24 protein-coding genes are annotated in these 25,677 nt (G+C 70.3%); 18 read left to right on the forward strand and 6 right to left on the reverse strand.

The genetic code is table 11. The features are described 5' to 3' along the window. The 14 genes from VEC03_RS12640 to VEC03_RS12705 form a co-directional block, all read left to right on the forward strand. A partial coding sequence (locus VEC03_RS12640; RefSeq protein ID WP_324915719.1) for an NADH-ubiquinone oxidoreductase-F iron-sulfur binding region domain-containing protein occupies positions 1-678 on the forward strand: 678 nt, incomplete at its 5' end. After that, entirely contained in the window at positions 671-2,836 is a 2,166-nt protein-coding gene (gene nuoG, locus VEC03_RS12645; protein ID WP_324915721.1) for an NADH-quinone oxidoreductase subunit NuoG, read from the forward strand. The genes VEC03_RS12640 and nuoG, both read left to right, overlap by 8 nt. Next, positions 2,833-3,915, forward strand: coding sequence for an NADH-quinone oxidoreductase subunit NuoH (gene nuoH / locus VEC03_RS12650; RefSeq protein WP_324915723.1), 1,083 nt, complete (start codon positions 2,833-2,835; stop codon positions 3,913-3,915). Before nuoG ends, nuoH begins: the two co-directional genes overlap by 4 nt. 86 nt (positions 3,916-4,001) lie before the next feature. Beyond that, positions 4,002-4,523, forward strand: coding sequence for an NADH-quinone oxidoreductase subunit NuoI (gene nuoI, locus VEC03_RS12655; protein WP_324915725.1), 522 nt, complete (start codon positions 4,002-4,004; stop codon positions 4,521-4,523). Positions 4,524-4,542: 19 nt separating this feature from the next. Further along, positions 4,543-5,226 (forward strand): NADH-quinone oxidoreductase subunit J, encoded by a 684-nt coding sequence (locus VEC03_RS12660; protein WP_324915727.1) that lies wholly within the window; start codon positions 4,543-4,545, stop codon positions 5,224-5,226. Continuing rightward, complete coding sequence (gene nuoK, locus VEC03_RS12665; RefSeq protein ID WP_324915728.1) at positions 5,223-5,531, forward strand: NADH-quinone oxidoreductase subunit NuoK; 309 nt, start codon at positions 5,223-5,225, stop codon at positions 5,529-5,531. Before VEC03_RS12660 ends, nuoK begins: the two co-directional genes overlap by 4 nt. 25 nt (positions 5,532-5,556) lie before the next feature. Then, a complete protein-coding gene (gene nuoL, locus VEC03_RS12670; RefSeq protein WP_324915730.1) occupies positions 5,557-7,590 on the forward strand; it encodes an NADH-quinone oxidoreductase subunit L in 2,034 nt (677 codons plus the stop codon). Positions 7,591-7,603: 13 nt separating this feature from the next. Further along, complete coding sequence (locus tag VEC03_RS12675) at positions 7,604-9,079, forward strand: NADH-quinone oxidoreductase subunit M (protein ID WP_324915732.1); 1,476 nt, start codon at positions 7,604-7,606, stop codon at positions 9,077-9,079. 13 nt (positions 9,080-9,092) lie between these two features. Then, positions 9,093-10,580, forward strand: a complete 1,488-nt coding sequence (gene nuoN / locus VEC03_RS12680) for an NADH-quinone oxidoreductase subunit NuoN (RefSeq protein WP_324915734.1) — start codon at positions 9,093-9,095, stop codon at positions 10,578-10,580. 19 nt (positions 10,581-10,599) lie between these two features. Beyond that, positions 10,600-10,908: a DUF2818 family protein gene (locus tag VEC03_RS12685; protein ID WP_324915736.1), complete on the forward strand. Its 309-nt coding sequence runs from the start codon at positions 10,600-10,602 to the stop codon at positions 10,906-10,908. Then, positions 10,901-11,479 (forward strand): NUDIX hydrolase, encoded by a 579-nt coding sequence (locus VEC03_RS12690; RefSeq protein ID WP_324915738.1) that lies wholly within the window; start codon positions 10,901-10,903, stop codon positions 11,477-11,479. The genes VEC03_RS12685 and VEC03_RS12690 overlap by 8 nt, the downstream gene beginning before the upstream one ends. A gap of 29 nt (positions 11,480-11,508) precedes the next feature. Further along, positions 11,509-11,952, forward strand: a complete 444-nt coding sequence (locus tag VEC03_RS12695; protein WP_324915740.1) for a DUF1178 family protein — start codon at positions 11,509-11,511, stop codon at positions 11,950-11,952. 128 nt (positions 11,953-12,080) lie between these two features. Further along, entirely contained in the window at positions 12,081-12,998 is a 918-nt protein-coding gene (locus VEC03_RS12700; protein WP_324915742.1) for a hypothetical protein, read from the forward strand. 213 nt (positions 12,999-13,211) lie between these two features. Continuing rightward, positions 13,212-14,099 carry a YihY/virulence factor BrkB family protein gene (locus tag VEC03_RS12705; protein ID WP_324915743.1) on the forward strand — a complete coding sequence of 296 codons (888 nt, stop codon included), beginning with the start codon at positions 13,212-13,214 and terminating at the stop codon, positions 14,097-14,099. A gap of 24 nt (positions 14,100-14,123) precedes the next feature. On the opposite strand, the gene VEC03_RS12710 is transcribed toward VEC03_RS12705, so the two are convergent. Continuing rightward, positions 14,124-15,257, reverse strand: a complete 1,134-nt coding sequence (locus tag VEC03_RS12710; RefSeq protein WP_324915745.1) for an MBL fold metallo-hydrolase — start codon at positions 15,255-15,257, stop codon at positions 14,124-14,126. Between the two features lie 177 nt (positions 15,258-15,434). On the opposite strand from VEC03_RS12710, the gene VEC03_RS12715 reads away from it, so the two are divergent. Together VEC03_RS12715 and VEC03_RS12720 are read left to right on the forward strand one after the other, a co-directional pair. Beyond that, positions 15,435-16,130 (forward strand): hypothetical protein, encoded by a 696-nt coding sequence (locus VEC03_RS12715; RefSeq protein ID WP_414708495.1) that lies wholly within the window; start codon positions 15,435-15,437, stop codon positions 16,128-16,130. Positions 16,131-16,197: 67 nt separating this feature from the next. Continuing rightward, positions 16,198-17,442, forward strand: a complete 1,245-nt coding sequence (locus tag VEC03_RS12720) for an MFS transporter (protein WP_324915747.1) — start codon at positions 16,198-16,200, stop codon at positions 17,440-17,442. An 83-nt stretch (positions 17,443-17,525) separates the two neighbouring features. Here the strand turns inward: VEC03_RS12720 and VEC03_RS12725 are convergent, their stop codons facing one another. Further along, positions 17,526-17,744: a hypothetical protein gene (locus tag VEC03_RS12725; protein WP_324915749.1), complete on the reverse strand. Its 219-nt coding sequence runs from the start codon at positions 17,742-17,744 to the stop codon at positions 17,526-17,528. A gap of 38 nt (positions 17,745-17,782) precedes the next feature. Further along, positions 17,783-19,558, reverse strand: coding sequence for an ABC transporter transmembrane domain-containing protein (locus VEC03_RS12730; RefSeq protein ID WP_324915750.1), 1,776 nt, complete (start codon positions 19,556-19,558; stop codon positions 17,783-17,785). Positions 19,559-19,696: 138 nt separating this feature from the next. Here VEC03_RS12730 and VEC03_RS12735 point away from each other — a divergent pair, with 138 nt between their 5' ends. Next, a complete protein-coding gene (locus VEC03_RS12735) occupies positions 19,697-20,275 on the forward strand; it encodes a hypothetical protein (protein ID WP_324915752.1) in 579 nt (192 codons plus the stop codon). Positions 20,276-20,323: 48 nt separating this feature from the next. After that, on the forward strand, positions 20,324-21,484 hold the full coding sequence (locus VEC03_RS12740; RefSeq protein WP_324915754.1) for an aromatic ring-hydroxylating dioxygenase subunit alpha: 1,161 nt from the start codon (positions 20,324-20,326) through the stop codon (positions 21,482-21,484). Here the strand turns inward: VEC03_RS12740 and VEC03_RS12745 are convergent. Genes VEC03_RS12745 through VEC03_RS12755 form a run of 3 tightly spaced genes read right to left on the reverse strand, consistent with a single transcriptional unit; the run spans position 21,481 to position 25,575 of the window. Continuing rightward, complete coding sequence (locus tag VEC03_RS12745) at positions 21,481-22,530, reverse strand: carotenoid 1,2-hydratase (RefSeq protein WP_324915756.1); 1,050 nt, start codon at positions 22,528-22,530, stop codon at positions 21,481-21,483. The genes VEC03_RS12740 and VEC03_RS12745 overlap by 4 nt on opposite strands. Continuing rightward, complete coding sequence (locus VEC03_RS12750; RefSeq protein WP_324915758.1) at positions 22,530-25,055, reverse strand: ABC transporter permease; 2,526 nt, start codon at positions 25,053-25,055, stop codon at positions 22,530-22,532. Before VEC03_RS12750 ends, VEC03_RS12745 begins: the two co-directional genes overlap by 1 nt. Positions 25,056-25,086: 31 nt before the next feature. Further along, entirely contained in the window at positions 25,087-25,575 is a 489-nt protein-coding gene (locus tag VEC03_RS12755) for a hemerythrin domain-containing protein (protein ID WP_324915759.1), read from the reverse strand. Between the last annotated feature and the right edge of the window lie 102 nt (positions 25,576-25,677).

Raw genomic sequence — 25,677 nt, forward strand, 5'->3', positions numbered from 1 at the left:
CCGACCACCATCAACAACACCGAGACCTTCGCGGCCGTGCCGTGGATCATCCGCAACGGAGCGCAGAAGTTCCTCGAGGCGGGCAAGCCGAACAACGGCGGCACCAAGATCTTCTCGGTGTCGGGCGACGTGGAGCTGCCCGGCAACTACGAGATCCCGCTGGGCACGCCGTTCAGCAAGCTGCTGGAGCTGGCCGGCGGCATGCGCGGCGGCAAGAAGCTCAAGGCGGTGATTCCAGGTGGGTCGTCCTCGCCGGTGCTGCCGGCCGACATCATGATGCAGTGCACGATGGACTACGACTCCATCGCCAAGGCCGGCTCCATGCTGGGCTCGGGCGCCGTCATCGTGATGGACGAGACGCGCGACATGGTCGAGAGCCTGCTGCGCCTGTCCTACTTCTACATGCACGAGTCCTGCGGCCAGTGCACGCCCTGCCGCGAAGGCACGGGCTGGATGTGGCGGGTCGAGGACCGCATCCTCAATGGCCACGGCAAGCTGGCCGACCTGGACCTGCTCAACTCCGTGGCCGACAACATCCAGGGCCGCACCATCTGCGCGCTCGGCGACGCCGCCGCCATGCCGGTGCGCGCCATGATCAAGCACTTCCGGCATGAGTTCGAGGCGCGGATGAAGCGCCCCGCGAACAGCGCGGTCAACGCGCCCACCCAACATGGCTGAAATCACACTGGACGGACAGAAGGTCGAGGTGCCCGACGGCAGCATGGTCATGCATGCGGCCGAGAAGGCGGGCACCTACATCCCGCACTTCTGCTACCACAAGAAGCTCTCCATCGCGGCCAACTGCCGCATGTGCCTGGTCGAGGTGGAGAAGGCGCCCAAGCCGATGCCGGCCTGCGCCACGCCGGTGACCAACGGCATGGTGGTCCACACCCGCAGCGAGAAGGCCATCAAGGCCCAGCAGTCGGTGATGGAGTTCCTGCTGATCAACCACCCGCTGGACTGCCCGATCTGCGACCAGGGCGGCGAATGCCAGCTGCAGGACCTGGCCGTCGGCTACGGCGCCTCCGCCTCGCGCTACGAGGAGGAAAAGCGCGTGGTGCTGCACAAGGACGTGGGCCCGCTGATCTCCACGGAGGAGATGAGCCGCTGCATCCACTGCACCCGCTGCGTGCGCTTCGGCCAGGAGCTGGGCGGCGTGATGGAGCTGGGCATGGTCCACCGCGGCGAGCACTCGGAGATCACCACCATCACCGGCGGCACGGTGGACTCCGAGGTGTCCGGCAACATGATCGACCTGTGCCCGGTCGGCGCGCTCACCAGCAAGCCGTTCCGCTACAGCGCGCGCAACTGGGAGCTGTCGCGCCGCAAGTCGGTGAGCCCGCACGACTCCACCGGTGCCAACCTGATCGTGCAGGTGAAGAACAACCGCGTGATGCGCGTGCTGCCGCTGGAGAACGAGGCGGTCAACGAGTGCTGGCTGGCCGACCGGGACCGCTTCTCCTATGAAGCGCTGAATGGCGAAGACCGGCTGACCTCGCCCATGATCAAGCAGGGCGGCGAGTGGAAGACCGTCGACTGGCAGACCGCGCTGGAATACGTGGCCAACGGCCTGAAGCACGTCGCCGCCGACCACGGCGCCAAGGCCATCGGCCTGCTGGCCAGCCCGCACAGCACGGTCGAGGAGCTGTTCCTCGCCGGCCGCCTGGTGCGCGGGCTCGGCAGCGAGAACATCGACTACCGCCTGCGCAACGCGCAGTTCGCGCCGGCCGAGGGCGTGCGCTGGCTGGGCACGAGCATCGCGTCGCTCTCCGAGCTGCAGCGCGTGCTGGTGGTCGGCTCCAACCTGCGCAAGGACCATCCGCTGTTCGCCATGCGCGTGCGCGCGGCGGCGCGCCAGGGCGCGCAGGTCTCGCGCATCAACGACGTGGCGCACGACTGGGCGATGGCCATGGCCACCACGGTCACCGTGCCGGCGGGCCAGTGGGCCCAGGCGCTGGCCGACGTGGCCACTGCCATCGCCGCCGAGAAGGGCGCTTCCGCGCCCGCCAAGGGCACGGCGACCGATGAAGCCAAGGCCATCGCCGCCTCGCTGCTGTCGGGCGAACGCAAGGCCATCCTGCTGGGCAACGCCGCCGCGCACCACGCCAATGCCTCGACGCTGCTGGCGCTGGCCCAGTGGATCGGCGAAGCCACCGGCGCCACGGTGGGCTACCTGACCGAAGCGGCCAACACCGTCGGCGCGCAACTGGTGGGCGCGCTGCCGGGCGAGGGCGGCCTCAACGCCGGCCAGATGCTGGCGCCCGGCGGCCTGAAGGCGGCCATCCTGCTGAACAACGAACCGGTCGCCGATTCGGCGGCCGGCGAGCGCGCGGCCGAGGCGCTGGCCCAGGCCGAGATGGTGGTCACGCTCAGCCCGTTCATGGCCAACATGGACATCAGCGACGTGCTGCTGCCGATCGCGCCCTGGACCGAGACGCCCGGCACCTTCGTCAACGCCGAAGGGCGGGTGCAGTCCTTCCACGCGGTGGTCAAGCCGCTGGCCGAGACGCGGCCGGGCTGGAAGGTGCTGCGCGTGCTGGGCAACCTGCTGGGGCTGGACGGCTTCGGCTTCGAGTCGGCGCTGGAAGTGCTGGCCGCGGCCCGCGGCGAAGCCGACGCCACCCAGCCCATGGTGCAGGGTGACGTGCTGTCCAACCGCACGCAGGCCGCCATCGACGTGTCGGTGCCCGCAGGCGCGCCGGCCAGCGCCGCCATCTACCAGCTCGACAGCATCGTGCGCCGGGCCGAGTCGCTGCAGCTCACGGCCGACGGACAGGCCGCGCTGCCGGCCTCGCACCGGGTCGTGCTCGGCCGCGGCGAGGAGGCGCTCGCATGATCGAGACGATCTACGGCTACGGCAACGGGCTGATCGCGGCGCCCTGGTGGACCGCCGCCGGCTGGCCGGTGATCTGGAACCTGATCAAGATCGTGCTGGTCGTCGCGCCGCTGATGGGCGCCGTGGCCTACCTCACGCTGTGGGAGCGCAAGGGCATCGGCTTCACCCAGCTGCGCCCCGGCCCCAACCGCATCGGGCCCTACGGCCTGCTGACGCCGATCGCCGACGCCCTGAAGCTGCTGACCAAGGAAATCATCCTGCCGTCGGCCGCCAACAAGGGCCTGTTCCTGCTCGGCCCGATCATGACCATCATGCCGGCGCTGGCCGCCTGGGCGGTGATCCCGTTCGGCCCCGAGATGGCGCTGTCCAACATCAACGCCGGCCTGCTGTTCCTGATGGCGATCACCTCGATGGAGGTATACGGCGTGATCATCGCGGGCTGGGCGTCCAACTCCAAGTACGCCTTCCTGGGTGCGCTGCGCGCCTCGGCCCAGATGGTCAGCTACGAGATCGCGATGGGCTTCGCCTTCGTGGTGGTGCTGATGGTCACCGGCAGCCTGAACATGACCGACATTGTGCTCAGCCAGGACCGCGGCTACTTCGCCGGCCTGGGGCTGAACTTCCTGTCCTGGAACTGGCTGCCGCTGCTGCCGATCTTCCTCGTCTACTTCATCTCCGGCCTGGCCGAGACCAACCGCCACCCGTTCGACGTGGTGGAAGGCGAATCGGAAATCGTCGCCGGCCACATGATCGAGTACTCGGGCATGAGCTTCGCCATGTTCTTCCTGGCCGAGTACGCCAACATGTGGCTGGTCTCCATCCTGGCTGTCACCATGTTCCTGGGCGGCTGGCTGCCCCCGATCGATTCGGCCGTGCTGGCCTGGATCCCCGGCTGGATCTGGCTGGGCCTCAAGACCTTCGTGGTCGTGACCATGTTCCTGTGGGTGCGCTCCACGTTCCCGCGCTACCGCTACGACCAGATCATGCGCCTGGGCTGGAAGATCTTCATCCCGGTCACGCTGGTCTGGCTGATCGTGGTGGGCCTGTGGATGCAAACCCCCTACAACATCTGGAAGTAACCATGAGCCCCCACGCTCACTACCGTTCGCTGCCCCCCGAGGGGGCGCATGCCTCCCTAGAGGCGGCTCGTCGGGAGGCATGACGGATGTCCACCGATACCCTGCAACGACAGCCTTCGGCGTTCTCGCTCAAGGACTTCCTCTCCAGCTTCATGCTGGTGGAGCTGTTCAAGGGCCTGCGCATCACGGGCAAGTACTTCTGGGCGCGCAAGATCACGGTGCAGTTCCCGGAGGAGAAGACGCCGCTGAGCCCACGCTTCCGCGGCCTGCACGCGCTGCGCCGCTACGAGAACGGCGAGGAGCGCTGCATCGCCTGCAAGCTGTGCGAGGCGGTGTGCCCCGCGCTGGCGATCACCATCGAGAGCGACCAGCGCGCCGACGGCACCCGCCGCACCACGCGCTACGACATCGACCTGACCAAGTGCATCTTCTGCGGCTTCTGCGAGGAGAGCTGCCCGGTCGACTCGATCGTCGAGACCCACATCCTCGAATACCACGGCGAGAAGCGCGGCGACCTGTACTACACCAAGGAGATGCTGCTGGCCGTGGGCGACCGCTACGAGTCGGAGATCGCCGCCCGCCGCGCCGCGGACGCCAAGTACCGCTGAGCCGCAGACAAGAACAACCATGGACTTCACGACCGGCTTCTTCTACCTGTTCTCGGCGGTGCTGCTGTTCGCGGCCTTCCGGGTGATCACCGCGCGCAACCCGGTGTACGCCGCGCTGTACCTGGTGCTCACCTTCGCCCAGGCCGCCGCGGTCTGGCTGCTGCTCAAGGCCGAATTCCTGGCGATCGCGCTGGTGCTGGTCTACGTCGGCGCCGTGATGGTGCTGTTCCTGTTCGTCGTGATGATGCTGGACATCAACACCGACAGCCTGCGGGCCGGCTTCTGGAAGCACTTCCCGGTGGCCGCCGTCGTCGGCGTCGTCATCGCGCTGGAGATGGCCGCCGTGCTGATGGGCGGCTTCCGCCTGGCCGAGGAGCCCCGGGCCGGGGCGGCCGCCGTGCAGGCCGCGGCCCAGGCCGGCGCCCAGGCGCCGCTGGAGGTGTCCAACACGCGCGAGCTGGGCAAGCTGCTGTACTCCGAGTACCTGTACCCGCTGGAGCTGGCGGCCGTGCTGCTGCTGGTGGCCATCGTCGCGGCCATCGCGCTGACCCTGCGCCACCGCAAGGACAGCCGCAAGATGGACCCGGCGCTGCAGGTGCGCGTGCGTGCCCGCGACCGCCTGCAGGTGGTCCGGATGCCACCGGTGGTGGCGCCGCCGCCGCAACCCGCGGCCGCGTCCTCCGCGGAAGGGAGCCAGCCATGAGCGTCACGCTGGGCCACTACCTGTCGCTGGGCGCGATCCTGTTCGCGCTGTCCGTCGTCGGCATCTTCCTGAACCGCCGCAACCTGATCGTGCTGCTGATGGCCATCGAGCTGATGCTGCTGGCGGTCAACATGAACTTCGTGGCGTTCTCCTACTACCTGGGCGACATGCACGGACAGGTGTTCGTGTTCTTCATCCTCACGGTGGCAGCGGCCGAGTCCGCGATCGGCCTGGCCATCCTGGTGCTGGTGTTCCGCAGCAAGTCGAGGATCCTGGTCGAAGAACTGAACGAGCTCAAGGGCTGAGCCCGCGGCCCCCGAAAAAGAAACGATGGCTACAACCCTCAACGCATCGACCCTGCTCGCCGTTGCGCTGGCGCCGCTGGCCGGCTCCGTGCTCGCCGGGATCCTGGGCACCACCTTCGGCGGCAACCGGATCGGCCGGCGCCTGTCGCACACCTTCACCATCCTGGGCGTGCTGATCGCCTTCGTGCTGTCGGCCATGACGCTCAAGAGCGTGGCGCTGGACGGCGCCCGCTTCAACGCCACGATCTACGAGTGGATGGTGGTGGGCGGCCTGAAGATGGAAGTCGGCTTCCTGGTCGACGGGCTGACGGCCATGATGATGTGCGTGGTGACCTTCGTGTCGCTGATGGTCCACATCTACACCATCGGGTACATGGAGGAGGACGAGGGCTACAACCGCTTCTTCGCCTACATCTCGCTGTTCACCTTCTCGATGCTCATGCTGGTCATGAGCAACAACTTCCTGCAGCTGTTCTTCGGCTGGGAGGCCGTGGGACTGGTGTCCTACCTGCTGATCGGCTTCTGGTACAACAAGCCGACCGCGATCTTCGCCAACCTCAAGGCCTTCCTGGTCAACCGGGTCGGCGATTTCGGCTTCATCCTCGGCATCGGCCTGATCGCCGCCTTCGCCGGCACCCTGAGCTACGCCGAGACCTTCGCCAAGGCGGGCGAGCTGGCGGCGCTGAAGTTCCCCGGCACCGAGTGGATGCTGATCACCGTGGTCTGCATCTGCCTGTTCATCGGCGCCATGGGCAAGAGCGCCCAGTTCCCGCTGCACGTGTGGCTGCCCGACTCGATGGAAGGCCCCACGCCGATCTCGGCCCTGATCCACGCGGCCACCATGGTGACCGCCGGCATCTTCATGGTGGCGCGCATGTCGCCGCTGTTCGAGCTGTCCGACACGGCGCTGTCCTTCATCCTCGTGATCGGCGCCATCACGGCCCTGTTCATGGGCTTCCTGGGCGTGATCCAGAACGATATCAAGCGGGTGGTGGCGTATTCCACGCTGTCCCAGCTCGGCTACATGACCGTGGCGCTGGGCGCCTCGGCCTACTCGGTGGCGGTGTTCCACCTGATGACGCACGCCTTCTTCAAGGCGCTGCTGTTCCTGGCGGCCGGCTCGGTGATCATCGGCGTGCACCACAACCAGGACATCCGCTGGATGGGCGGGCTGCGCAAGTACATGCCCATCACCTGGATCACCGCGCTGCTGGGGTCGCTGGCCCTGATCGGCACGCCGCTGTTCTCGGGCTTCTATTCCAAGGACAGCATCATCGAGGCGGTGCACCACAGCACGCTGCCGGGCGCCGGCTTCGCCTACTTCGCCGTCATGGCGGGCGTGTTCGTCACCGCCTTCTATTCGTTCCGGATGTACTTCCTGGTGTTCCACGGCAAGGAGCGCTTCGACCAGGTGCCGGCGCACGAGCACGACGCGGCCGAGGAACCCGACCCGCACCACCACCAGGACGAGCACCACAAGCCGCACGAGTCGCCGTGGGTGGTGACGGTGCCGCTGCTGATGCTGGCCTTCCCCTCGGTGGTGATCGGCTTCCTGACGATAGGCCCGATGCTGTTCGGCGACTTCTTCAAGGACGCGATCGTCGTCGACGCCGCACGCCACCCGGCGATGGCCGAACTCGCGAAGATGTGGCACGGCCCGGTGCAGATGGCGCTGCACGGATTCACCACCCCGGTGTTCTGGCTGGCCGCTGCCGGCGTGGCGCTGGCCTACTACCTGTACCTGGTGAACACCGCGCTGCCGGCGAAGATCGCCGCCGCGTTCCGGCCGATCTACACGGTGCTGGACAACAAGTACTACATGGACTGGTTCAACGAGAACGTGCTGGCGCGCCTGACGCGCGGCATCGGGATCGGCCTGTGGAAGGGCGGCGACCAGGGCCTGATCGACGGGGCGGTGGTCAACGGCAGCGCGAGCCTGGTGGGCTGGTTCGCCGGCGTCGTGCGGCGCGCGCAATCCGGCTACCTCTATCACTACGCGCTGGCCATGCTCCTGGGGATCTTCGTCCTCATGACCTGGTTCGTCTGGCTGGGCCGCTAAGGAGAACAAGAAAGTGGGTCTTTTGAGCCTCGCCATCTGGACGCCGATCGTGTTCGGCGCCGTGCTGCTGGCCCTGGGGAGGGACGAGCAGGCGCGCGCCGTCCGCTGGATCGCCCTGGTCGGTTCCATCGTCAGCTTCCTGGTCACCCTGCCGCTGTACGGCGGCTTCCGCAACGGCACCGCCGAGATGCAGTTCGTGGAGAAGGCGCCCTGGATCGAAACCTTCAACATCAACTACCACCTCGGGCTGGACGGCCTGTCGTTCTGGTTCGTGCTGCTGACGGCCTTCATCACGGTGGTGGTCGTGATCTCCGCCTGGGAGGCGATCACCGAGCGCGTCAACCAGTACATGGGCGCGTTCCTGATCCTGTCGGGGCTGATGATCGGCGTGTTCTGCGCGCTCGACGCGATGCTGTTCTACGTGTTCTTCGAGGCCACGCTGATCCCGATGTACCTGATCATCGGCGTGTGGGGCGGGCCGAACAAGATCTACGCCGCGTTCAAGTTCTTCCTGTACACGCTGCTCGGCTCGCTGCTGATGCTGATCGCGCTGATCTACCTGTACGGCGCTTCCGGCGGCAGCTTCGACATCGCCACCTGGCACAAGCTGCCGCTGCCGATGACGGCGCAGACGCTGCTGTTCTTCGCCTTCTTCGCCGCCTTCGCGGTCAAGGTGCCGATGTGGCCGGTGCACACCTGGCTGCCCGACGTGCACGTGGAGGCGCCCACCGGCGGCTCCGCGGTGCTGGCGGCCATCATGCTGAAGCTGGGCGCCTACGGCTTCCTGCGCTTCTCGATGCCGATCGCGCCGGACGCCTCGCGCGAATGGGACTGGTTCATCATCGCGCTGTCCATCATCGCGGTGATCTACGTGGGCCTGGTGGCGCTGGTGCAGCAGGACATGAAGAAGCTGGTGGCCTATTCGTCGGTGGCGCACATGGGCTTCGTCACCCTGGGCTTCTTCATCTTCAGCCCGCTGGGCGTCGCCGGCGGGCTGGTGCAGATGATCGCGCACGGCTTCGTCTCGGCCGCCATGTTCCTGTGCATCGGCGTGCTGTACGACCGCGTGCACTCGCGCCAGATCGCCAGCTACGGCGGCGTGGTCAACACCATGCCCAACTTCGCCGCCTTCGCGCTGCTGTTCGCCATGGCCAACTGCGGCCTGCCGGCCACCGCCGGCTTCGTGGGCGAGTGGATGGTGATCCTGGGCACCGTGAAGGCCAACTTCTGGCTCGGCCTGGCCGCCGCCAGTGCGCTGATCTGGGGCGCCGCGTACACGCTGTGGATGTACAAGCGCGTGTACCTGGGGCCGGTGGCCAATGACCACGTGCGCCAGCTCAGCGACATCAACGCCCGCGAGTTCCTCATGCTCGGCCTGCTGGCGATCGCCACCCTCTACATGGGCATCCACCCCAAGCCCTTCACCGACGTGATGGACGCGTCGGTCGCCAACCTCCTGCAGCACGTGGCGGCTTCAAAACTCAACTGACATTCCCGCAGCCATGTTCGATTCCCTGAGCCTGATCGTCATCCTGCCGGAGCTGCTGCTGCTGGTGATGGCCTGCGTCATCGCCATCGTCGACCTCGGCGTCAAGTCCCGCATGCGCGACCTGACCTACTGGCTGACCATGGCCACGCTGGCCGCCGTGGCCTGGGCCTGCGCCGACTTCGCGCTGGACGGGCGCACCTTCTACGCCTTCGGCCGGATGACCGTGAGCGATCCCATGGGCAACTGGCTGAAGTGCTTCTCGGCCATCGCCCTGATGGTGACGCTGGTCTACAGCCGGCCGTACGCGGCCGACCGCGACATGATGCGCGGCGGCGAGCTGTTCACGCTGTCGCTGTTCGCCCTGCTGGGCATCTTCGTCATGATCTCGGGCAGCAACTTCCTGGTCCTGTACCTGGGCCTGGAGCTGATGACGCTGTCCAGCTACGCGCTGGTGGCGCTGCGCCGCGACCACGAGGCCGCCACCGAGGCGGCGATGAAGTACTTCGTGCTGGGCGCCATGGCCAGCGGCTTCCTGCTGTACGGCATGTCCATGCTGTACGGGGCCACCGGCTCGCTGGACATCAACGAGGTGTTCCGCGCCATCGCCACCGGCCGCATCAACCACCAGGTGCTGGTGTTCGGGCTGGTGTTCATCGTCGCCGGCCTGGCCTTCAAGCTGGGCGCCGCCCCGTTCCACATGTGGATCCCGGACGTGTACCACGGCGCCCCGACCGCGATCACGCTGCTGATCGGCTCGGCCCCGGAACTGGCCTCGTTCGGCATCGCCATGCGCCTGCTGGTGGAGGGCCTGATCCCGCTGGCCATCGACTGGCAGCAGATGCTGATGGTGCTGGCCGTGGCCTCGCTGCTGGTGGGCAACCTGGCGGCCATCGCCCAGACCAACCTCAAGCGCATGCTGGCCTACTCCACCATCGCCCAGATGGGCTTCGTGGTGCTGGGCCTGGCGGCGGGCGTGGTCAACGGCAACGCCGACAACGCGCAGGCCGCCTACAGCTCGGCGATGTTCTACATCATCACCTACGTGCTCACCTTCCTGGGCGCGTTCGGCATCATCCTGCTGCTGGCGCGCGAGGGCTTCGAGAGCGAGGAGATCGCCGACCTGGCCGGCCTCAACCAGCGCAGCCCGCTGTATGCCGGCGTGATGGCCATCTGCATGTTCTCGCTGGCCGGCATCCCGCCGCTGGTGGGCTTCTATGCCAAGCTGATGGTGCTGCAGGCGCTGGTGGCCGGCGGCACCGGGCTGTACATCGGGCTGGCGATCTTCGCCGTCATGGCCTCGCTGGTCGGCGCCTTCTACTACCTGCGCGTGGTCAAGGTCATGTACTTCGACTCGCCGATCACGGCCACCACGGTGTCCGCGCCGGCCGACGTGCGGGCCGTGCTGAGCGTGAACGGCGCGCTGGTGCTGGTGCTGGGCATCGTGCCGGGCTGGCTGATGGCGCTGTGCACCGAAGCCCTGCGCAAGTTGCTGGCGTCCTGAGCGCCGCCGGCCGCCACCCGTGTCCCTGGCAGCCTCCGTCTGGCTGGTGATCCTGGCGGCCTTCGTCGCCGCCAACCTGCCGTTCCTGCTCGATCGCCACGTGCTGGGCGTGTGGCCGCTCAAGGCGCCCAAGCCGCTGGCCGTCCGGCTGGCGGAACTGGTCGTGCTGTACTTCCTGGTCGGTGCGCTCGGGCTCGCGCTGGAGCACCGCGCCGGCCAGATCGCCCCGCAGGGCTGGGAGTTCTACGCCGTCACCGGCGCCCTGTTCCTGACCTTCGCCTTCCCCGGCTTCGTCTGGCGTTACCTGAGCAAGAGGCGCCGTGGCTGAACGCGACGATCCGCATCTGGTCGAGACCACGCTGTCGCGCCAGGAGCTGCTGCGCGGCCATTTCCTGCATGTGGTGCGCGAGCAGGTGGCGCTGCCCAGCGGCGCCGAAGCCAGCCGCGAGTTCGTGATCCATCCGGGCGCGGTGATGATCGTTCCGCTGCTGGACGACGGCCGGGTGGTGCTGGAGCGCCAGTACCGGCACCCGATGGGCCGGGTGATGATCGAGTTCCCCGCCGGCAAGCTGGACCCCGGCGAGGACCGGCTCGAGTGCGCGCGGCGCGAGCTGCAGGAGGAGACCGGCTACACCGCCCGCGAATGGGCGCTGGCCGGCCAGCTGCACCCGGTGATCTCGTATTCCACCGAGTTCATCGACATCTGGTTCGCGCGTGGCCTGTCCGCCGGCACGCGCCGCCTCGACGAGGAGGAGTTCCTCGACGTGTTCGCAGCCACGCCGCAGCAGTTGCTGGACTGGTGCCGCGACGGCACCGTGACCGACGCCAAGACCCTGATCGCCATGCTCTGGCTGCAGAACGTCCTGGCGGGGACTTGGCAACTCGACTGGCGCCCATAATTGGGGGCCATGAACTCCCACGCTTCGCCGTGAAGGTCCTCAACCTCCAGTGCTCGCAGCGCCATGCCTTCGAAGGCTGGTTCGGCTCGGAAGACGACTTCCAGGGCCAGCTCGAGCGCGGCCTGGTCGAATGCCCCATGTGCGGCGACACGGGCATCACCAAGATGCTCAGTGCGCCCCGCCTGAACCTGGGCGCCCAGCCCGAGGCGCCGGCCCGCCAGGACGTGGCCACCACCAACACGGAAGTGGAGGTGCAGAAGGCCTGGCTGAAGATGGTGCGCCACGTGATGGCGAACACGGAGGACGTCGGCGAGCGCTTCGCCGAGGAAGCCCGCCGCATCCACCACGGCGAGAGCGAGGAGCGCGGCATCCGCGGCCAGGCCACGCGCGAGGAAACCCAGGCGCTGCTGGAGGAGGGCATCGGGGTGCTGCCGCTGCCCGTCCCCAAGGCCATGAAAGGGCCGGTCCAGTAGGGGATCCGGCGACTCCCGGGCGGCTCGGCCGGGGAGCGAGCCTGAGACAAGTTGATACCCGCTGCCGAGGCTGCCCGACGCGCGCCGGCCGGGAGAATGGGTCACGCCCACTCCAGGAGGAAAGCAGCGTGACCCCGACGACGACCCAATCCGACCTTGCGAGCAACCTTGCCGGCACTTCGACCCCGCTGGCAGCGGAGGGCTCGCCCCATGCCTCGACAGCCGCGCGCGCCGGCAACGGCCATGACCGCGTCCACCGCTGGGCCGGCACCGTGCACCGGGCCATCGACAGCCTCGAGCAGCGCCTGAACACCGCCGGCGGCGGCATGTCCTCGACCCGGAGCCGCTACGGCGAGCGGGCCCGCGAGTACCGCGAGAGCATGGGCTCGCGCATGGCCGAGCAGCCCCTGCAGGCCCTCGGCATCGTGCTGGCGGCCGGCGTGCTGCTCGACCGCCTGTTCCTGCGCACGCCCAAGGTGCGCGTGATCGGGGTACCCGTGCGCAAAGTACCGGCGACCCGGGAAACGAGCCCGGCGATGGAGCAGCGCGTGCGGCACTGGGCCGACGCCGCCGATGCCCACGCTCACCGTGCCGAGCGAACCGCCGAACAGGCGGCCGGCCGGGCACGCCTGGCCGCCGCCGCGGGGCTCGCAGGCACCCGGGCCGCGGCGTCCCGCCTGGCGCACGAGGCGCAGGTGCTGCCGCTTCACATGCGCACGGCCGCGCAGCACCTCATGGCGCGTTCGCAGGCCTACGGCAGCAGGGCCCGCGCCACGGTGGAGTCGCATCCCTGGGTCGGCCTCGGCGCCGTGCTGGCCGCGAGCGGGCTGCTGACCACCGCGCTGCTGCAGCGCCGGGACACCGAGCCTGACCTGCCCTACCTCGGCGCGGGCGCACGGAGCAGGGTCAGGGCCTGGCCGCGCAGTGGATACGACCCGCAAACGGGGCTGGGTGACACGATCGCTTCGCGGCCGGTGACGGCCAGCCTGCTGGTGCTCGGCCTGGGCGTGCTCGCCGGCGTGATGCTGGGACGGCGCATGGAGTGACGCGCGCGCAGCCCATGCGTGCGCCACCGGCCCGCTAGCGGCGGTCCGTCTACCCGGGCGGACGGCCGACGCAGACCCCGCGCTTTGGCGGGGTGGCCGTCCTGCGGTTTTCACGGACCTGCCCGCCACGGGCATCGCGGGCCGGGCATGATGCATCGCAACCTCACGCCAGGAGCATCCGATCGCATCGATCCACCAGTCCGCGAGCCGCCCATGGGCCTTCGGAACGCCCTGAGTCAGTTCGCGCGCGCGGCCCTGGCCCTGCCGGGCCTGGGCGTGCTGCTGCGGGCGACCCGCAACTACGTGCTGCACCAGAGCGCGGTGCAGGCCGGCAGCCTGGCGTTCTCGTGGGTGCTGGCCATCTTTCCGCTGCTGGTCCTGTTGTCCGCTTCCGCCGCCTACTTCGGCCAGCCGGGCGATGCAGCCGACCTGGCCTACCGCGTCGTCGGCTACGCGCCCCAGCTGGTGCGGGAGGTGACACAGCCCGTCATCGAGCAGGTGCTGTCGCAGCGCAGCCAGGCGCTGCTCGCCGTCGGCGTGGTGGCGACTCTGTGGGCGGCTTCCTCGGGCATGCAGGCCATCCGCACGGCGCTCAACCGCGCCTACGGCATCGAACGCGGGCTGGCGTTCTGGAAGGCCCGCATCAAGGTGACGCTGTTCACCGTCATCGCCGGCGCCGGCATCCTGGCTGCGTTCAGCTCGGTGGTGATCATGCCGTATGTGTGGCAGTTCCTGGAGGCGAATGCGGGCGAGGCGCGGCACGCGACGTGGCTGCGCGACGGCGTCCGCTACGGCGCGGCCTTCGTGGTGCTGGTCGCCTTGTACGCGCTGCTGTACGGCTGGCTGCCCGACATCCGGCAGCGGCTGTACACCGTCCTGCCCGGCGCCCTGGTCGGTGCCGCGCTGTGGGTGGCGGCGGCCGCCACCCTGTCCTACACCTTCCGCACCGCCGGCAAGCTGGCGCTGCTGTACGGCAGCTTCGCGGGCGTCGTCGCCACGCTGGTCTTCCTCTACATCAGCGCGACGACGCTGATCTTCGGCGCCGAGGTGAACGGGGTGCTGCGCAACGGCGGCGGGCGCGGGGCCATCGACCCGCCCTAGCGCGCGGCGCCCGGATCGCGCGGCTCAGCGCACGTCCTCCCACCACCGCGTCGACTCGAACGGGCGGTCGGCATCCACCATCTCGCCCACGCGCGGCGTCACCAGTTCGACGCCCGCGCGGGCGGCTTCGGCCACCGTTCGCCGGATCGGTTCATCCCAGTCGTGGTACGCCAGGTTGAAGGTGGACCAGTGCACGGGGACCATGCGCCGGGCGCGCACGTCGCGGTGCACCTGCACGGCCTGCTCGGGCGTCATGTGGATGTCGGTCCACGCGGCACCGGGCCCGTAGGCGCCGATCTTGATGAAGGCCATGTCGAACGGGCCCAGGCGGGCACCTATCTCGGCGAACGCCTTCGCATAGCCGGTATCCCCGCTGTAGAAGAAGCGGTGCTGCGGACCGATCACCGACCAGCTCGACCACAAGGTGGTGCTGCGGTCCAGGCCGCGGCCGGAGTAATGGCGCGAAGGCGTGCACACGATGCGCAGCGGTCCCAGCGAACGGGCCTGCCACCACGCCATTTCCTCGATCTGCGAAGGCGGAACGCCCCAGCGTTCCAGGTGGGCGCCGACGCCCAGCGGCACGAAGAAGCGCGAACCGCGCTGCGCCAGCTGGCGCACCGTGTCCATGTCCAGGTGGTCGTAGTGGTCGTGCGAGATGAGCACGGCGTCGATAGTCGGCAGGTCGGCCAGCGCGATCGGCGGTGGGTGGAAACGCCCGGGGCCCACCGGCAAGGGCGACACCCGATCGGCGAACACCGGGTCCAGCAGCAGGCGCCGCCCGTCGATCTCCACGTAGGTGCTCGCATGGCCGATCCAGAACGCGCGCAGTCCGTGGGCGGGCAGGGCGCCCGCCAGCGCCGCCTTGTCCACCGTGAGCACGGGGACGGGCGCCGGCGGCTCGCGCACCTCGTCGCCCGTCAGCTGCCGCAGGGTGTAGTCGAACAGCGAGGTCGTGCTCGGGGCCTCCGGTTCCAGGTTGACGAAGCGGCCCTCGCGGTACTGGGGATTGGCCAGGGCCCGTGCCAGCCGCTCGCCCGACATGGGCGCGCCGAACGGCGGCAGCGACAGCACGAACCATCCGGCCGCAAGGAGCACGACCACGAGCGCCAGGAGGACCAGGGCGGTCCGCACCAGCCGACGTGCAAGCCTGGATCGCATGGGCCCTCCGGTGGATGTCTGCGGCAGTGTGCATCAGGTGCACCTCTTCCTGCGCACGACCTCGACCGTGCGTGCGTGGTTGGGTTGCAGGTGGGAAGTCCCTCTGGCTGCATGGCCGGTCGTATGGGATAACGCGCGTCCCGATCCCACCTCCAATCGATCCACGAGGAGCACGTGATGCGCAAGACCAGATGGAAGCAGTCGGCGGGTGTGTTGGCCATGGCGATCGTCGCCGTGGCCGTGCTCGCAAGTTGTGCGACGCAGCCCGCAGGACCTGCGGGGATGTCCTTCTTCGTCACCAGCACCAACCCGGGCAAGGGCGGCGACCTCGGCGGACTGGCCGGCGCCGACGCGCACTGCCAGTCGCTGGCGCAGGCGGCCAGCGCGGGCGGCAAGACCTGGCGGGCCTACCTGAGCACGCAGGCGCCGGCGCTGAGCGATCCGAACTTCGTCAACGCTCGCGACCGCATCGGCAAGGGGCCGTGGCGCAACGCCAAGGGCGTGGTCGTCGCCACCAGCGTGGACGACCTGCATTCGGGCAACAACCGGATCAGCAAGGAAACGGCGCTGGACGAGCGCGGCAACCCGGTCAATGGCCGGACCGAGCGGCCCAACAAGCACGACGTGCTGACCGGCAGCCGCCCCGACGGCACCGCATTCCCGGGCGCCCCGTTCCCCGACATGACCTGCGGCAACTGGACCAAGGGCGGCAGCGACGGGTCGGCCATGACGGGCCACCACGATCGCGCGGGGCCCACGGCGTCCCCCTGGGCGACGTCGTGGAACTCGGGCCATCCCACGCTGGGGTGCAGCATGGAGCGGATCCGGCCCACCGGCGGCGACGGCCTGTTCTATTGCTTTGCCGAGGACTAGCAGCACGGAACGCGTTCCGGCATGACCGGGGCGCGATGCCGCGGCCGGCGCTGCCTATGATCGGCGCATGTCACCACGCTGGTATTTCGGCTGGAACATCGTTGCCGCCGCGGCGTTCCTGACCCTCCTGTCCTCGGGCATGCGCCTGGGGTTCGGCCCCTTCTTCCTGCCCATGGCCCAGGACCTGGGCTTCAGCCGCAGCCTGCTGGCCAGCATCGTCGCGGTCGGCATGCTGGCCTACGGGCTGGCAATGCCACTCGCCGGCCTGCTGATCGCGCGCTTCGGCACGCCGCGCGTGCTGCTGCTGGGCAACGCGCTCGTGGTCGCCGCCGCGATCTGGACCGTGACCACGGCCGATGCGCTGGGCTTCCTGCTGGCCTTCGGCCTGCTGCTGTCGGTGGGACTGGCCTTCACCAGCCCGGTGGCGGTCACCCCGGTGATCACCCGGTGGTTCCTGCGCCGCCGGGGCATGGCGCTGTTCTTCCTGTCGACCGGCTCCATGGCCGGCATCGCGGTGATGACGCCGGTGCTCAGCCTGGCGATCGCGCAGGCCGGCTGGCGCGCCACCCTGCTGGGCTTCGCCGCGGTGTTCACGCTGTTCACGCTGCCAGCCGCGCTGTTCGTGATGCGGGACACCGCGCCCGAGCACGCCGACCTGGGGGCCGACGAAATCGCCGCGCAGCGCATGCGCACCGGCCTGCCGCCGCAGAGCCTGACCGTGCGCGAGGTGCTGCGCACGGCGCCGTTCTGGAAGATCGTGTTCGGCCTGTTCGCCTGCGGCTTCAGCATGAACCTGATGGGCACCCATGGCATGCCGATGTTGATGGACCACGGATTCGATGCCTTCAGCAGTTCGATGGGCATAGGCCTGATCGGCTTCGTCGCGATCGGCGGCACGCTGGTGCTGGGGCGCCTGGCCGACCGCCTGCCACGCCGCCACCTCCTGGCGACCATCTACTTCGTGCGCGGCCTGGGCTTCATCGCGCTGGTGATGGCGGGAACGCACTGGGAGCTGTACCTCACCTCCACCGTGGGCGGCCTGGTGTGGGCCGGCAGCATCGCGCTGTCCTCGGCCATCCTCGCCGACGTCTACGGCGTGCGGCTGGTGGGCGTGCTGTACGGCATGGCCTTCGTCGGCCACCAGGTCGGCGGGATGATCAGTTCCTGGCTGGGCGGCTGGGGCTACGAGCACTACGGCACGCACTGGATCGCCTTCGGCGCCGCAGGCCTGCTGCTGGTGGCGGCGGCAGCGGTGTCGCTGCAGCTGCCGCGCAGGGGCTTCACGCTGATGGCGGCGCCGGCGGCGGCGTGAGCGTGCCGCGCGCCCAGCCAGCGGGTCCCGTCGAGCCTTCCTGACTGAATCCAGGAAGCGGTTAACTGGAGCGCTGCAACGGCCTAGCGGTTCGAACCGGACCGTCGGCGCAAGTCCTCGAGCTGCTGCTCCAGGCCGGCCATCTCGGCGGCGATGTGCTCGAGCACCTGCTCGATGTCCGCGCGCTCGGTCTCCGTCATCGCCGCCCGCAGGCCGCCCTGCAGCACCTTGTGCAGGGCCGCCCGTCGATCGATCAGTTCCTGGAGTTTGAGCGCGAGGCGCTCAGGCTCGAGATGGGTCACCGGTGGAATGTAGCGCAGGCGGGCGCCCCTCAGGCACCTCAATCCAGCAGCTGCAGCGCCGCCAGCCGCGCGTACACGCCGCCGGCCGCGACCAGGTCCTCGTGGCGGCCCTGTTCCACGATCCGTCCGTGGTCCAGCACCACGATGCGGTCGGCCTGCTGGACGGTCGCCAGCCGGTGCGCGATCACCAGCGTCGTGCGGTCGCGCATGGCGCGCACCAGCGCGGCCTGCACCATGCGCTCGCTCTCGGCGTCGAGTGCGCTGGTGGCTTCGTCCAGCAGCAACAGCGGCGGGTTCTTGAGGATGGCGCGGGCGATCGCGATGCGCTGCCGCTGGCCGCCCGAGAGGCGGACGCCGCGCTCGCCCAGGTAGGTGTCATAGCCCTGCGGCAGCGCCAGGATGAACTCGTGCGCGTAGGCGGCGCGCGCCGCTTCCATCACCTCCTCGTCACTGGCGCCTGGCCGCCCGTAGCGGATGTTCTCCAGCGCGCTGGTGGAAAACACCACCGGCTCCTGCGCCACCAGCCCGATGCGCCCGCGCAGCTCCTCCAGCGACAGGTCGCGGATGGCCACGCCATCGACCGTGATGCGGCCCTGCGCCGGGTCGTAGAAGCGCAGCAGCAGTGAGAACACCGTGCTCTTGCCGGCGCCGCTGGGCCCCACCAGGGCGACGGTCTCGCCGGGCGGGACTTGCAGCGTGAAGTCCTGCAGCGCCGCGGTGGCCGGCCGGGACGGGTAGTGGAAGGACACGCCCTCGAAGGCGACCCGGCCGCCGCCGGCCGAGGGGGGCGCCTGCACCGGATGCGGCGGCGAGGCCACCGGCGAGCGCGTGGCCAGCAGCTCCATCAGCCGCTCGGTGGCACCGGCCGCACGCAGCAGGTCGCCGTACACCTCGCCCAGCACCGCCACGGCGCCGGCGAAGATGATCACGTACAGCGCCGCCTGCCCGAGCTGGCCGGCGCTGAGCTCGCCGGCCATCACGGCCTGCGCGCCGCGGTACAGGCCCCACAGCAACAGCCCCGCGTTGGCGATGATGATGAAGGCCACCAGCGCCGCCCGCGCCCGGGTGCGCCGCACGCCGGTGTGGAAGGCGTTGTCGGTGGCCTCGGTGAAGCGGGCCGATTCGCGCGCCTCGCCGGTGTAGCTCTGCACCACGGGGATGGCGTTCAGCACCTCGGCGGCGATGGCGCTGGAGTCGGCCACCCGGTCCTGGCTGGCGCGCGACAACCGCCGCACGCGGCGGCCGAAGGCCATGGCCGGCAGCACCACCAGCAGCACCGCGGCGAACACCAGCGACATCACGTAGGGATGTGTGTAGACCAGCATGCCCAGCGCGCCCAGCCCCATCACGACGTTGCGCAGCCCGAGCGAGAAGGAGGAGCCGACCACCGTCTGCACCAGCGTGGTGTCGGTGGTCAGGCGCGACAGGACCTCGCCGGTGCGCGTGTGCTCGAAGAACTCCGGGCTCTGGCGCAGCACGTGCGCGTACACGGCATTGCGCAGGTCGGCGGTGACCCGTTCGCCCAGCCAGCTGACCATGTAGAAGCGCGCCGCCGAGAACAGGCCGAGCGCGACGGCCACGGCGAACAGCAGCAGGAAGTGTTCGCGCAGCGCGACCAGCCGCTCGCCGTGGCCGGCGCCGGCCAGGCCCTCGTCGATCAGGCCGCGCAGCGCGACCGGGAACAGCAGCGTCGCCGCGGCGGCCAGGCCGAGGAACAGCGCCGCCAGCACCATGCGCCCGAGGTACGGCCGCAGGAAGGGCAGCAGGCCCGAGAGCGAGCGGGGCGAGCCCCGGGCGGGAGCGGCGTCGGCCATCGTCCGTCGAGTGTAGTCAGCAGTGGGCAGGCCGGGATGGCGGGTCCCCGGTCGCTTCCCGGCATGGCTCTTACAAAGCTGAAGGACACGGCTGCCGCAGGGCCTGCCACACTGGGCTCGTCTTCAGGGAGTGCATCCATGTCGTCGACCCGATGGGCGCCGTTGCTCGGGTGGATGGGCGCTGCCGCAGCCGCGGTGGCGCTGGCGTTCTACGCACCGTACGAGCGGCTGGTGCTCGGCAAACTGCCCAGCGCCGCCACGCAGCGGCTGGCCGAAACGCAGCAGGCCCTTCCGCCGGAGCCCTTGCCGGCCCGGGTGCTGGCGCTGGTGGCCTTCGAAGGCAGCCCGCGCGAGGAAATCCAGGGCTGGATCGACGGCCTGCAGCTGCAGCGCGAATTCCGCATCGCCTGGGTCAAGCTGCCGGTGGTGCAGGACCCCGGCGACGAGGCTGCACGGCGCGACATCGAGCGCCGGCTGCGCGAGCGCTGGCCGCGGCTGGCCGAGCGCGCGCGGCTGGTGCCGCTGTTCACCGATCGCGCCGCCTTCGTGCGCGAGGCCGGCCTGTCCGATCCCGACCGCGCCAGCGTGCTGGTGGTCGACCGCGAGGGCAACGTGCTGGCGCGTGCGCAGGGTCCCTTCGATCCCGCCAAGGCGCAGGCGCTGCGCGAGACGGTGCTGGCGCAGAACGAGGAGGCGCTGGTCCGGCCCGGTCCATAGGGGTTTGGCCCCGTCCGGGGCGCCGCCGCGGCGACCTAGAGTCGCCGCGTGCAGCTCGAGGAACAAGTGGCCCTGATCCGCCGCGCCCTGGCGCTGGTCGAAGGCGGCGGCAGCGAAAGCGGCGAACCTTCGCGCAGCCCGGTCGAACGCTACCTGGACCCCACGCGCTTCCAGCGCGAGCTCGATGGCGTCATCCGGCGCTTTCCGCTGGCCGTGTGTCCCTCGGCTTCGCTCGCCCGGCCCGGCGATTCGTTCGCCATCGACGTCGCCGGCACGCCCCTGCTGCTGGTGCGCGGCGCCCGCGGCGAGCTGCGCGCCTTCCTCAACGCCTGCCGCCACCGTGGCGCGCGGCTGCAGGCGCCCGGCGCAGCCAGCCAGCGCGCCTTCACCTGCCCGTACCACAGCTGGACCTACGGGCTGGACGGCGCCTTGCGCGGCCGGCCGCACGAAGCCGACTTCCCGCACGCGCCGGCGTCGCAGTGCTCGCTGGCGCCGGTGCCGGCCGGCGAGGCGCTGGGCTTCGCGTGGGTGATCCCGCGCGGCGCGCACCCGGGCGAGGACGTGCAGCTGGACCTGCGCGGCTACCTGGGCCGCTTCGGCGAGGACCTGCGCAACTGGGGCTACGACGGCTGGCAGCCGTTCCACCAGCGCGAGTTCGCCAACGCGGCGAACTGGAAGATCCCGTTCGAGGGCAACCTCGAGACCTACCACTTCCAGTACGCGCACCGCAACACGATCGCCGGGCTGTTCTTCGACAACCTGCTGATGGCCGACCACGACGGCCGGCACCACCGCATCGTGTTGCCCAAGCGCAGCATGCCCATGCTGCGCCAGCAGCCCGAATCCGACTGGCGCATCGGGCCGCACGCCAACATCATCTACTGCTTCTTCCCGGCCACCTTCATTCTGCACGAGGGCGACCACGCCAATGCCTTCACGGTGCTGCCGGAGGCGGTCGACCGCTCGCGCGTGCTGGGCACCACGCTGATCCCGGAACTGCCGCAGACCGACCGCTCGCGCGAGTACTGGCGCAAGAACGTGGAATCGTTCTGGGGCGCGCTGGACGAGGATTTCGCGCTCGGCGTGTCGCAGCAGTCCACCCTGGCCGGCGGCGCCAGGCGGGAACTGCTGTTCGGCCGCAACGAGTGGTGCTCGGCGCGCTTCCACGCCGACGTGGAGTCGCTGCTCGAACCGGGCTGGCCCGGCTAGATGCGCAGCCGCTGCGCGTAGCCGGTCATCTCCAGGTAGCCGCGGCCCACGCGGCGGCCCTGGCCGTCGAGCAGGTCCGACAGGCCTTCCCAGTACACCGCACCGGTCGAAGCCCGGCTGTCCAGCTCCTGGTCGTCCAGCAGCGCGCGCACGACGTAACGGCCGGCGGGGGTCTCGACTTCCCACTCCACCGGGTACGAGGCGCCGGTCAGCGGGCTGGTCCAGCGCCGCTGCGCGCTGAAGCGGGTCTGGCCCTGGCCCGCGATGGCCGCGGCGCCGCCGGCTCGGCGGAAGGAGCCGCCGTCCCACAGCGGCGAACCGTCCGCGCGGCGCAGCTGGAAGGCCGTGAGGGCGCTGCCGTCATCCAGGTTCATGCCGATCCAGTCCCAGCCGACGGCCTGCGGATGCATGAGCGCCTCGCTCCACTCGTGGTCCAGCCAGGCCTTGCCCTGCACCTCGAAGCGGCGGCCCTCCAGCGTGATCGCGCCGGTGGCGGCCAGCTGCGGCAGGCTGTAGTAATAGCTGGCCTGCGAAGGGTCCGGGCCCTTGCGCGACAGGCCCTCGCTCCCTTGCAGCAGCGGCGGCTGGGTCGGCGCGATGCGCAGCTCCAAAGTGAAGTCGCGCGCCGGCAGCCGCGCCTGGTACACGCCGTCCTCGCCGCGCGCCAGCTGCCAGTCACGCAGCCGCACCCGCGTGTCCTCGGTCTCGGCCCCGGCCACGCCGAAGCCGGCGCGGGCGATCCGCTGGTCGTGGTGCAGCCGCCGGCCCTGCACGTCGGTGACCGCCGCGTGCGCGAAGACCAGTTGCTTCGCGGCGAAGGCCGAGGCCATGTCCTGGGTGGCGTCCACGCGCGAGCGGAAGAAGGTGAGCTGGAAGCCGAACAGGCGCCCGCCGGCGTCCACCGCGCCGGTGATGTACCACCACTCGGTGCGCAGTTCGGGGTGGGCGCCGTGGTCGCGCGGGAAGCGCAGGCTGCGCGCGGGCAGGGCGTGCGCGGGCAGCGCCAGCAGGGCAGGCGCGGCGGCCAGCAGGTCGCGCCGCCGCATCACCAGTCCTCCTTCACTGCGAGCACCGCATCGCGGCTGGCCGCCGCCCGGCCGGCGGCCCAGGCCGTGAGTGTGCCGGCCGCAACCACCGCGGCGCACAGCGCGAGCAGCCGCAGCCAGGGCACCAGCAGGTCCATGGTCCAGTGGAAGCTCTGCGGGTTGACGACGTGCACCAGCACCACCGAAACCGCCAGCCCGAGCGCCAGTCCGGCGGCCGAGCCGATCAGCGTCCAGGCCGCGCCTTCGCCGGCCACCACGGCCAGGATCTGCCGGCGCGTCAGGCCCAGGTGCGCCAGCAGGCCGAACTCCTTGCGCCGCGCCAGCACCTGGGCGCTGAAGCTGGCCGCCACGCCGAACAGGCCGATGGCGATCGCCACCGCCTGCAGCCAGTAGGTGACGGCGAAGCTGCGGTCGAAGATGCGCAGCGAGGTGGCGCGGATCTCGCGCGCCGACGCGAATTCCAGCAGCGAGCCGGCGCTGCCGGCCCGCTCGCGCAAGGCCTGCTGGACCTGCGCCGCATCGGCGCCGGGCGCCAGCCAGACCTGCAGGTCGTTCACGCGCGCATCGTCGGTGAGCCGGCTGTAGTCGGCCTGGCGCAGCAGCACGGCGCCGTTCTGGCGCACGTAGTCGCGCCAGATGCCGGCGACGGTGAAGCGGCTGGCTTCACCGTCCGACGGCAGGCCGAGCGCGCCGTCGAGCAGCGGCAGGGGCTGGCCCACGCGCGCGCCATACAGGTCCCGCATGGCCTCGCTCACGTACACCGGGATCCGGCCCGGCGGCACCGCGGCCGGCGCGCCCACCAGCGGCAGCTCGCTGGCCGGATCGCCGATGGGTCGGGCCAGCAGGGCGATCGCCGGGCGCGTCGGGTCGGGCAGCAGCTGGCGCACGCGCTGGGTCGCGACCCGTTCGACTCCCGGCATGCGGGCGGCGGTGTCCACGAGGGCCGGCGAAAGAAAGGCCGTGTCCCCGGCCGAACTGCTGCTGGCCGTGCGCACGTACAGGTCGGCCGGCAGCAGCACGTCCAGCCAGCGCGCCACCGAGTCGCGGAAGCTCGCCACCATCACCGTCAGCGCCACCGCCAGGCTGAGCGCCGCCACCACGCCGCTGACGGCGACGGCGGCGGTCTCGCGCACGCGCCGGGCGCGCTCGACCGCCAGCAGCGGCAGCACGCGGTGGGCGACGCGCGGCGCGATGCGGTCGTACAGCAGGCCCACCAGGGGCGGCAGCGTCGCGATGCCGCCGACCAGCAGCAGGCCGACGGAAAAATAGGCGGCCAGGGGCAGGCCCGCCACCGGCGGCAGCAGCGCCAGCGCCACGGCCGCAGCCAGCAGGGCCGGACCGGGCCAGCGGCGCCGCAGGCCGTTGGCCCGGGCCCGCAGGCCCTTGAGCGCCTGCGCCAGCGGCAGCCGCTGCGCATCGCGGGCCGGGAACCAGCCGCCGGCCATGGCGGCCACCACGCCCAGCAGGCCGTAGCCCAGCGCTGCCGGCGCGCTCCATTGCAAACGTGGCGCGACGCCTTCGAAGTAGCCGCCACCCAGGTCACCGCCCAGCAGGCGCAGGGCAAGCGCGGCCAGCGCGGTGCCCAGCGCCACGCCGGCGGTGCTGCCGACTGCGCCCAGCAGCGCCGATTCGGCCAGGACCAGGCCTTGCCGCTGGCCGGCATCCAGCCCGAGCACGCCCAGCAGGGCGAACTGCTGCGAGCGCTGGGCGACGCTGAGCGCCAGCACCGAGAACACCAGGAAGGCCCCGGTGAACAGCGCCACCAGCGCCAGCACGGTCAGGTTGACGCGGTAGGCACGCGAGAGGTTGCTCACGCGCTCGGTCGAGTCGCCGGGCTCGGCCGCGACCACGCCGGCGGGCAGGGCCAGGCGCCGCAGCCAGTCCTGCCGGTCCACGCCGGCGCGTAGCTGCACGTCGATGCGCGAGAGTTCGCCGGCGCGTCCGAACAGGTCCTGCGCCGCGGCAATGTCCATCACCGCCAGCGGGGCCCCGGCGGCGGCGACGCTGCCGGCCACGTCCACCTCGAGCAACTGCAGGCCGGCCTGCAGCCGCAGCGGGCCGTCACCCAGTTGCTCGCGGGCCGCGGGGTTGAGGAAGACGGTTGCAGGCGCGAACAGCGACAGGCGATCGGCACCCTGGGCAAGGGCCGGCATCAGCGCCGGGGCGAGCGTGGCCGCGACCAGCGCATCGGCGCCGACCACGCGCAGCGGCACCCGGCGCCCATCGGCACCCACCGCGTGGGTGGCCAGCTCCAGCACCGGGCTGGCGATGGCCACCTGCGGGTCGGTGGCCACGCGCGCGAACAGCTTTTCGTCGAAGCTGCCGTGGGCGCCGCGCAGTTCCAGGTCGGGTTGGCCGTTGACCGAGCGCACCGCGGCCGAGAACTCGCTCAGCGCGGAGGCGTTGATCAGGTGGACGGCGAGGGCCAGCGCCACCCCCAGCATCACGGCGCCGACGGCCGTGATGCTGCGCCAGGGATGGTGGCGCAACTCCTGCCAGGAGTAGGTGCGCAGCAGGGCCCACATGGGGCGATTGTGGCGCCCCGGGCCAGGGCGCCTAGGCCGTCGCGCCCATCTCCGACATCAGTTCTTCCTTGCGCTCCTCCAGTTCCTCGCGCATGGCCACCAGGTCCAGCTTGCGGGCCGCGCGGGCCTTGGGGAAGATCTGGTTCTTCTCTTCCTTGACGTGGTGGTCGATGTACTCGCCCAGCACCTTGACCGTGGCGTCGAACTTGTCGTCCGCCTGCGGCATCTGCTGGATCTGGGCGATCAGGTCCTTGGCGCTCTGGTGCTCGACCGCCGCCTCGTCCAGCAGGTCGGTTTCCTTGATCGCCGCGCGCAGGGCCGGATAGAAGATCTCCTCCTCGATCTGCGCGTGCACGGTCAGCTCCATGCAGATGTGGTGCGCCAGCTCGAGCTTCTTCTGCGCCACGTTGCGGGCGCGCGAGCCGGCCAGCTCCTCGTATTCCTTGAACATCTTCTTGACGGCGCGATGGTCCGCGTCGAGCAGGTCGCAGGCGTCTTTTCCGGCACGGGTGCTGGGCATGGGAGGTCTCCTGGTTGGGATGCCCGATCTTGGAATTCCCGGGCCCGGGAGCCTGTAGGAAAACCGCGCGACAGCCCCGCAGTCCGCGGCACCCTGCCCGGC

It is taken from the genome of Ramlibacter sp. (genome assembly GCF_035627355.1).
Classification (GTDB): Bacteria; Pseudomonadota; Gammaproteobacteria; order Burkholderiales; family Burkholderiaceae_C; genus Ramlibacter.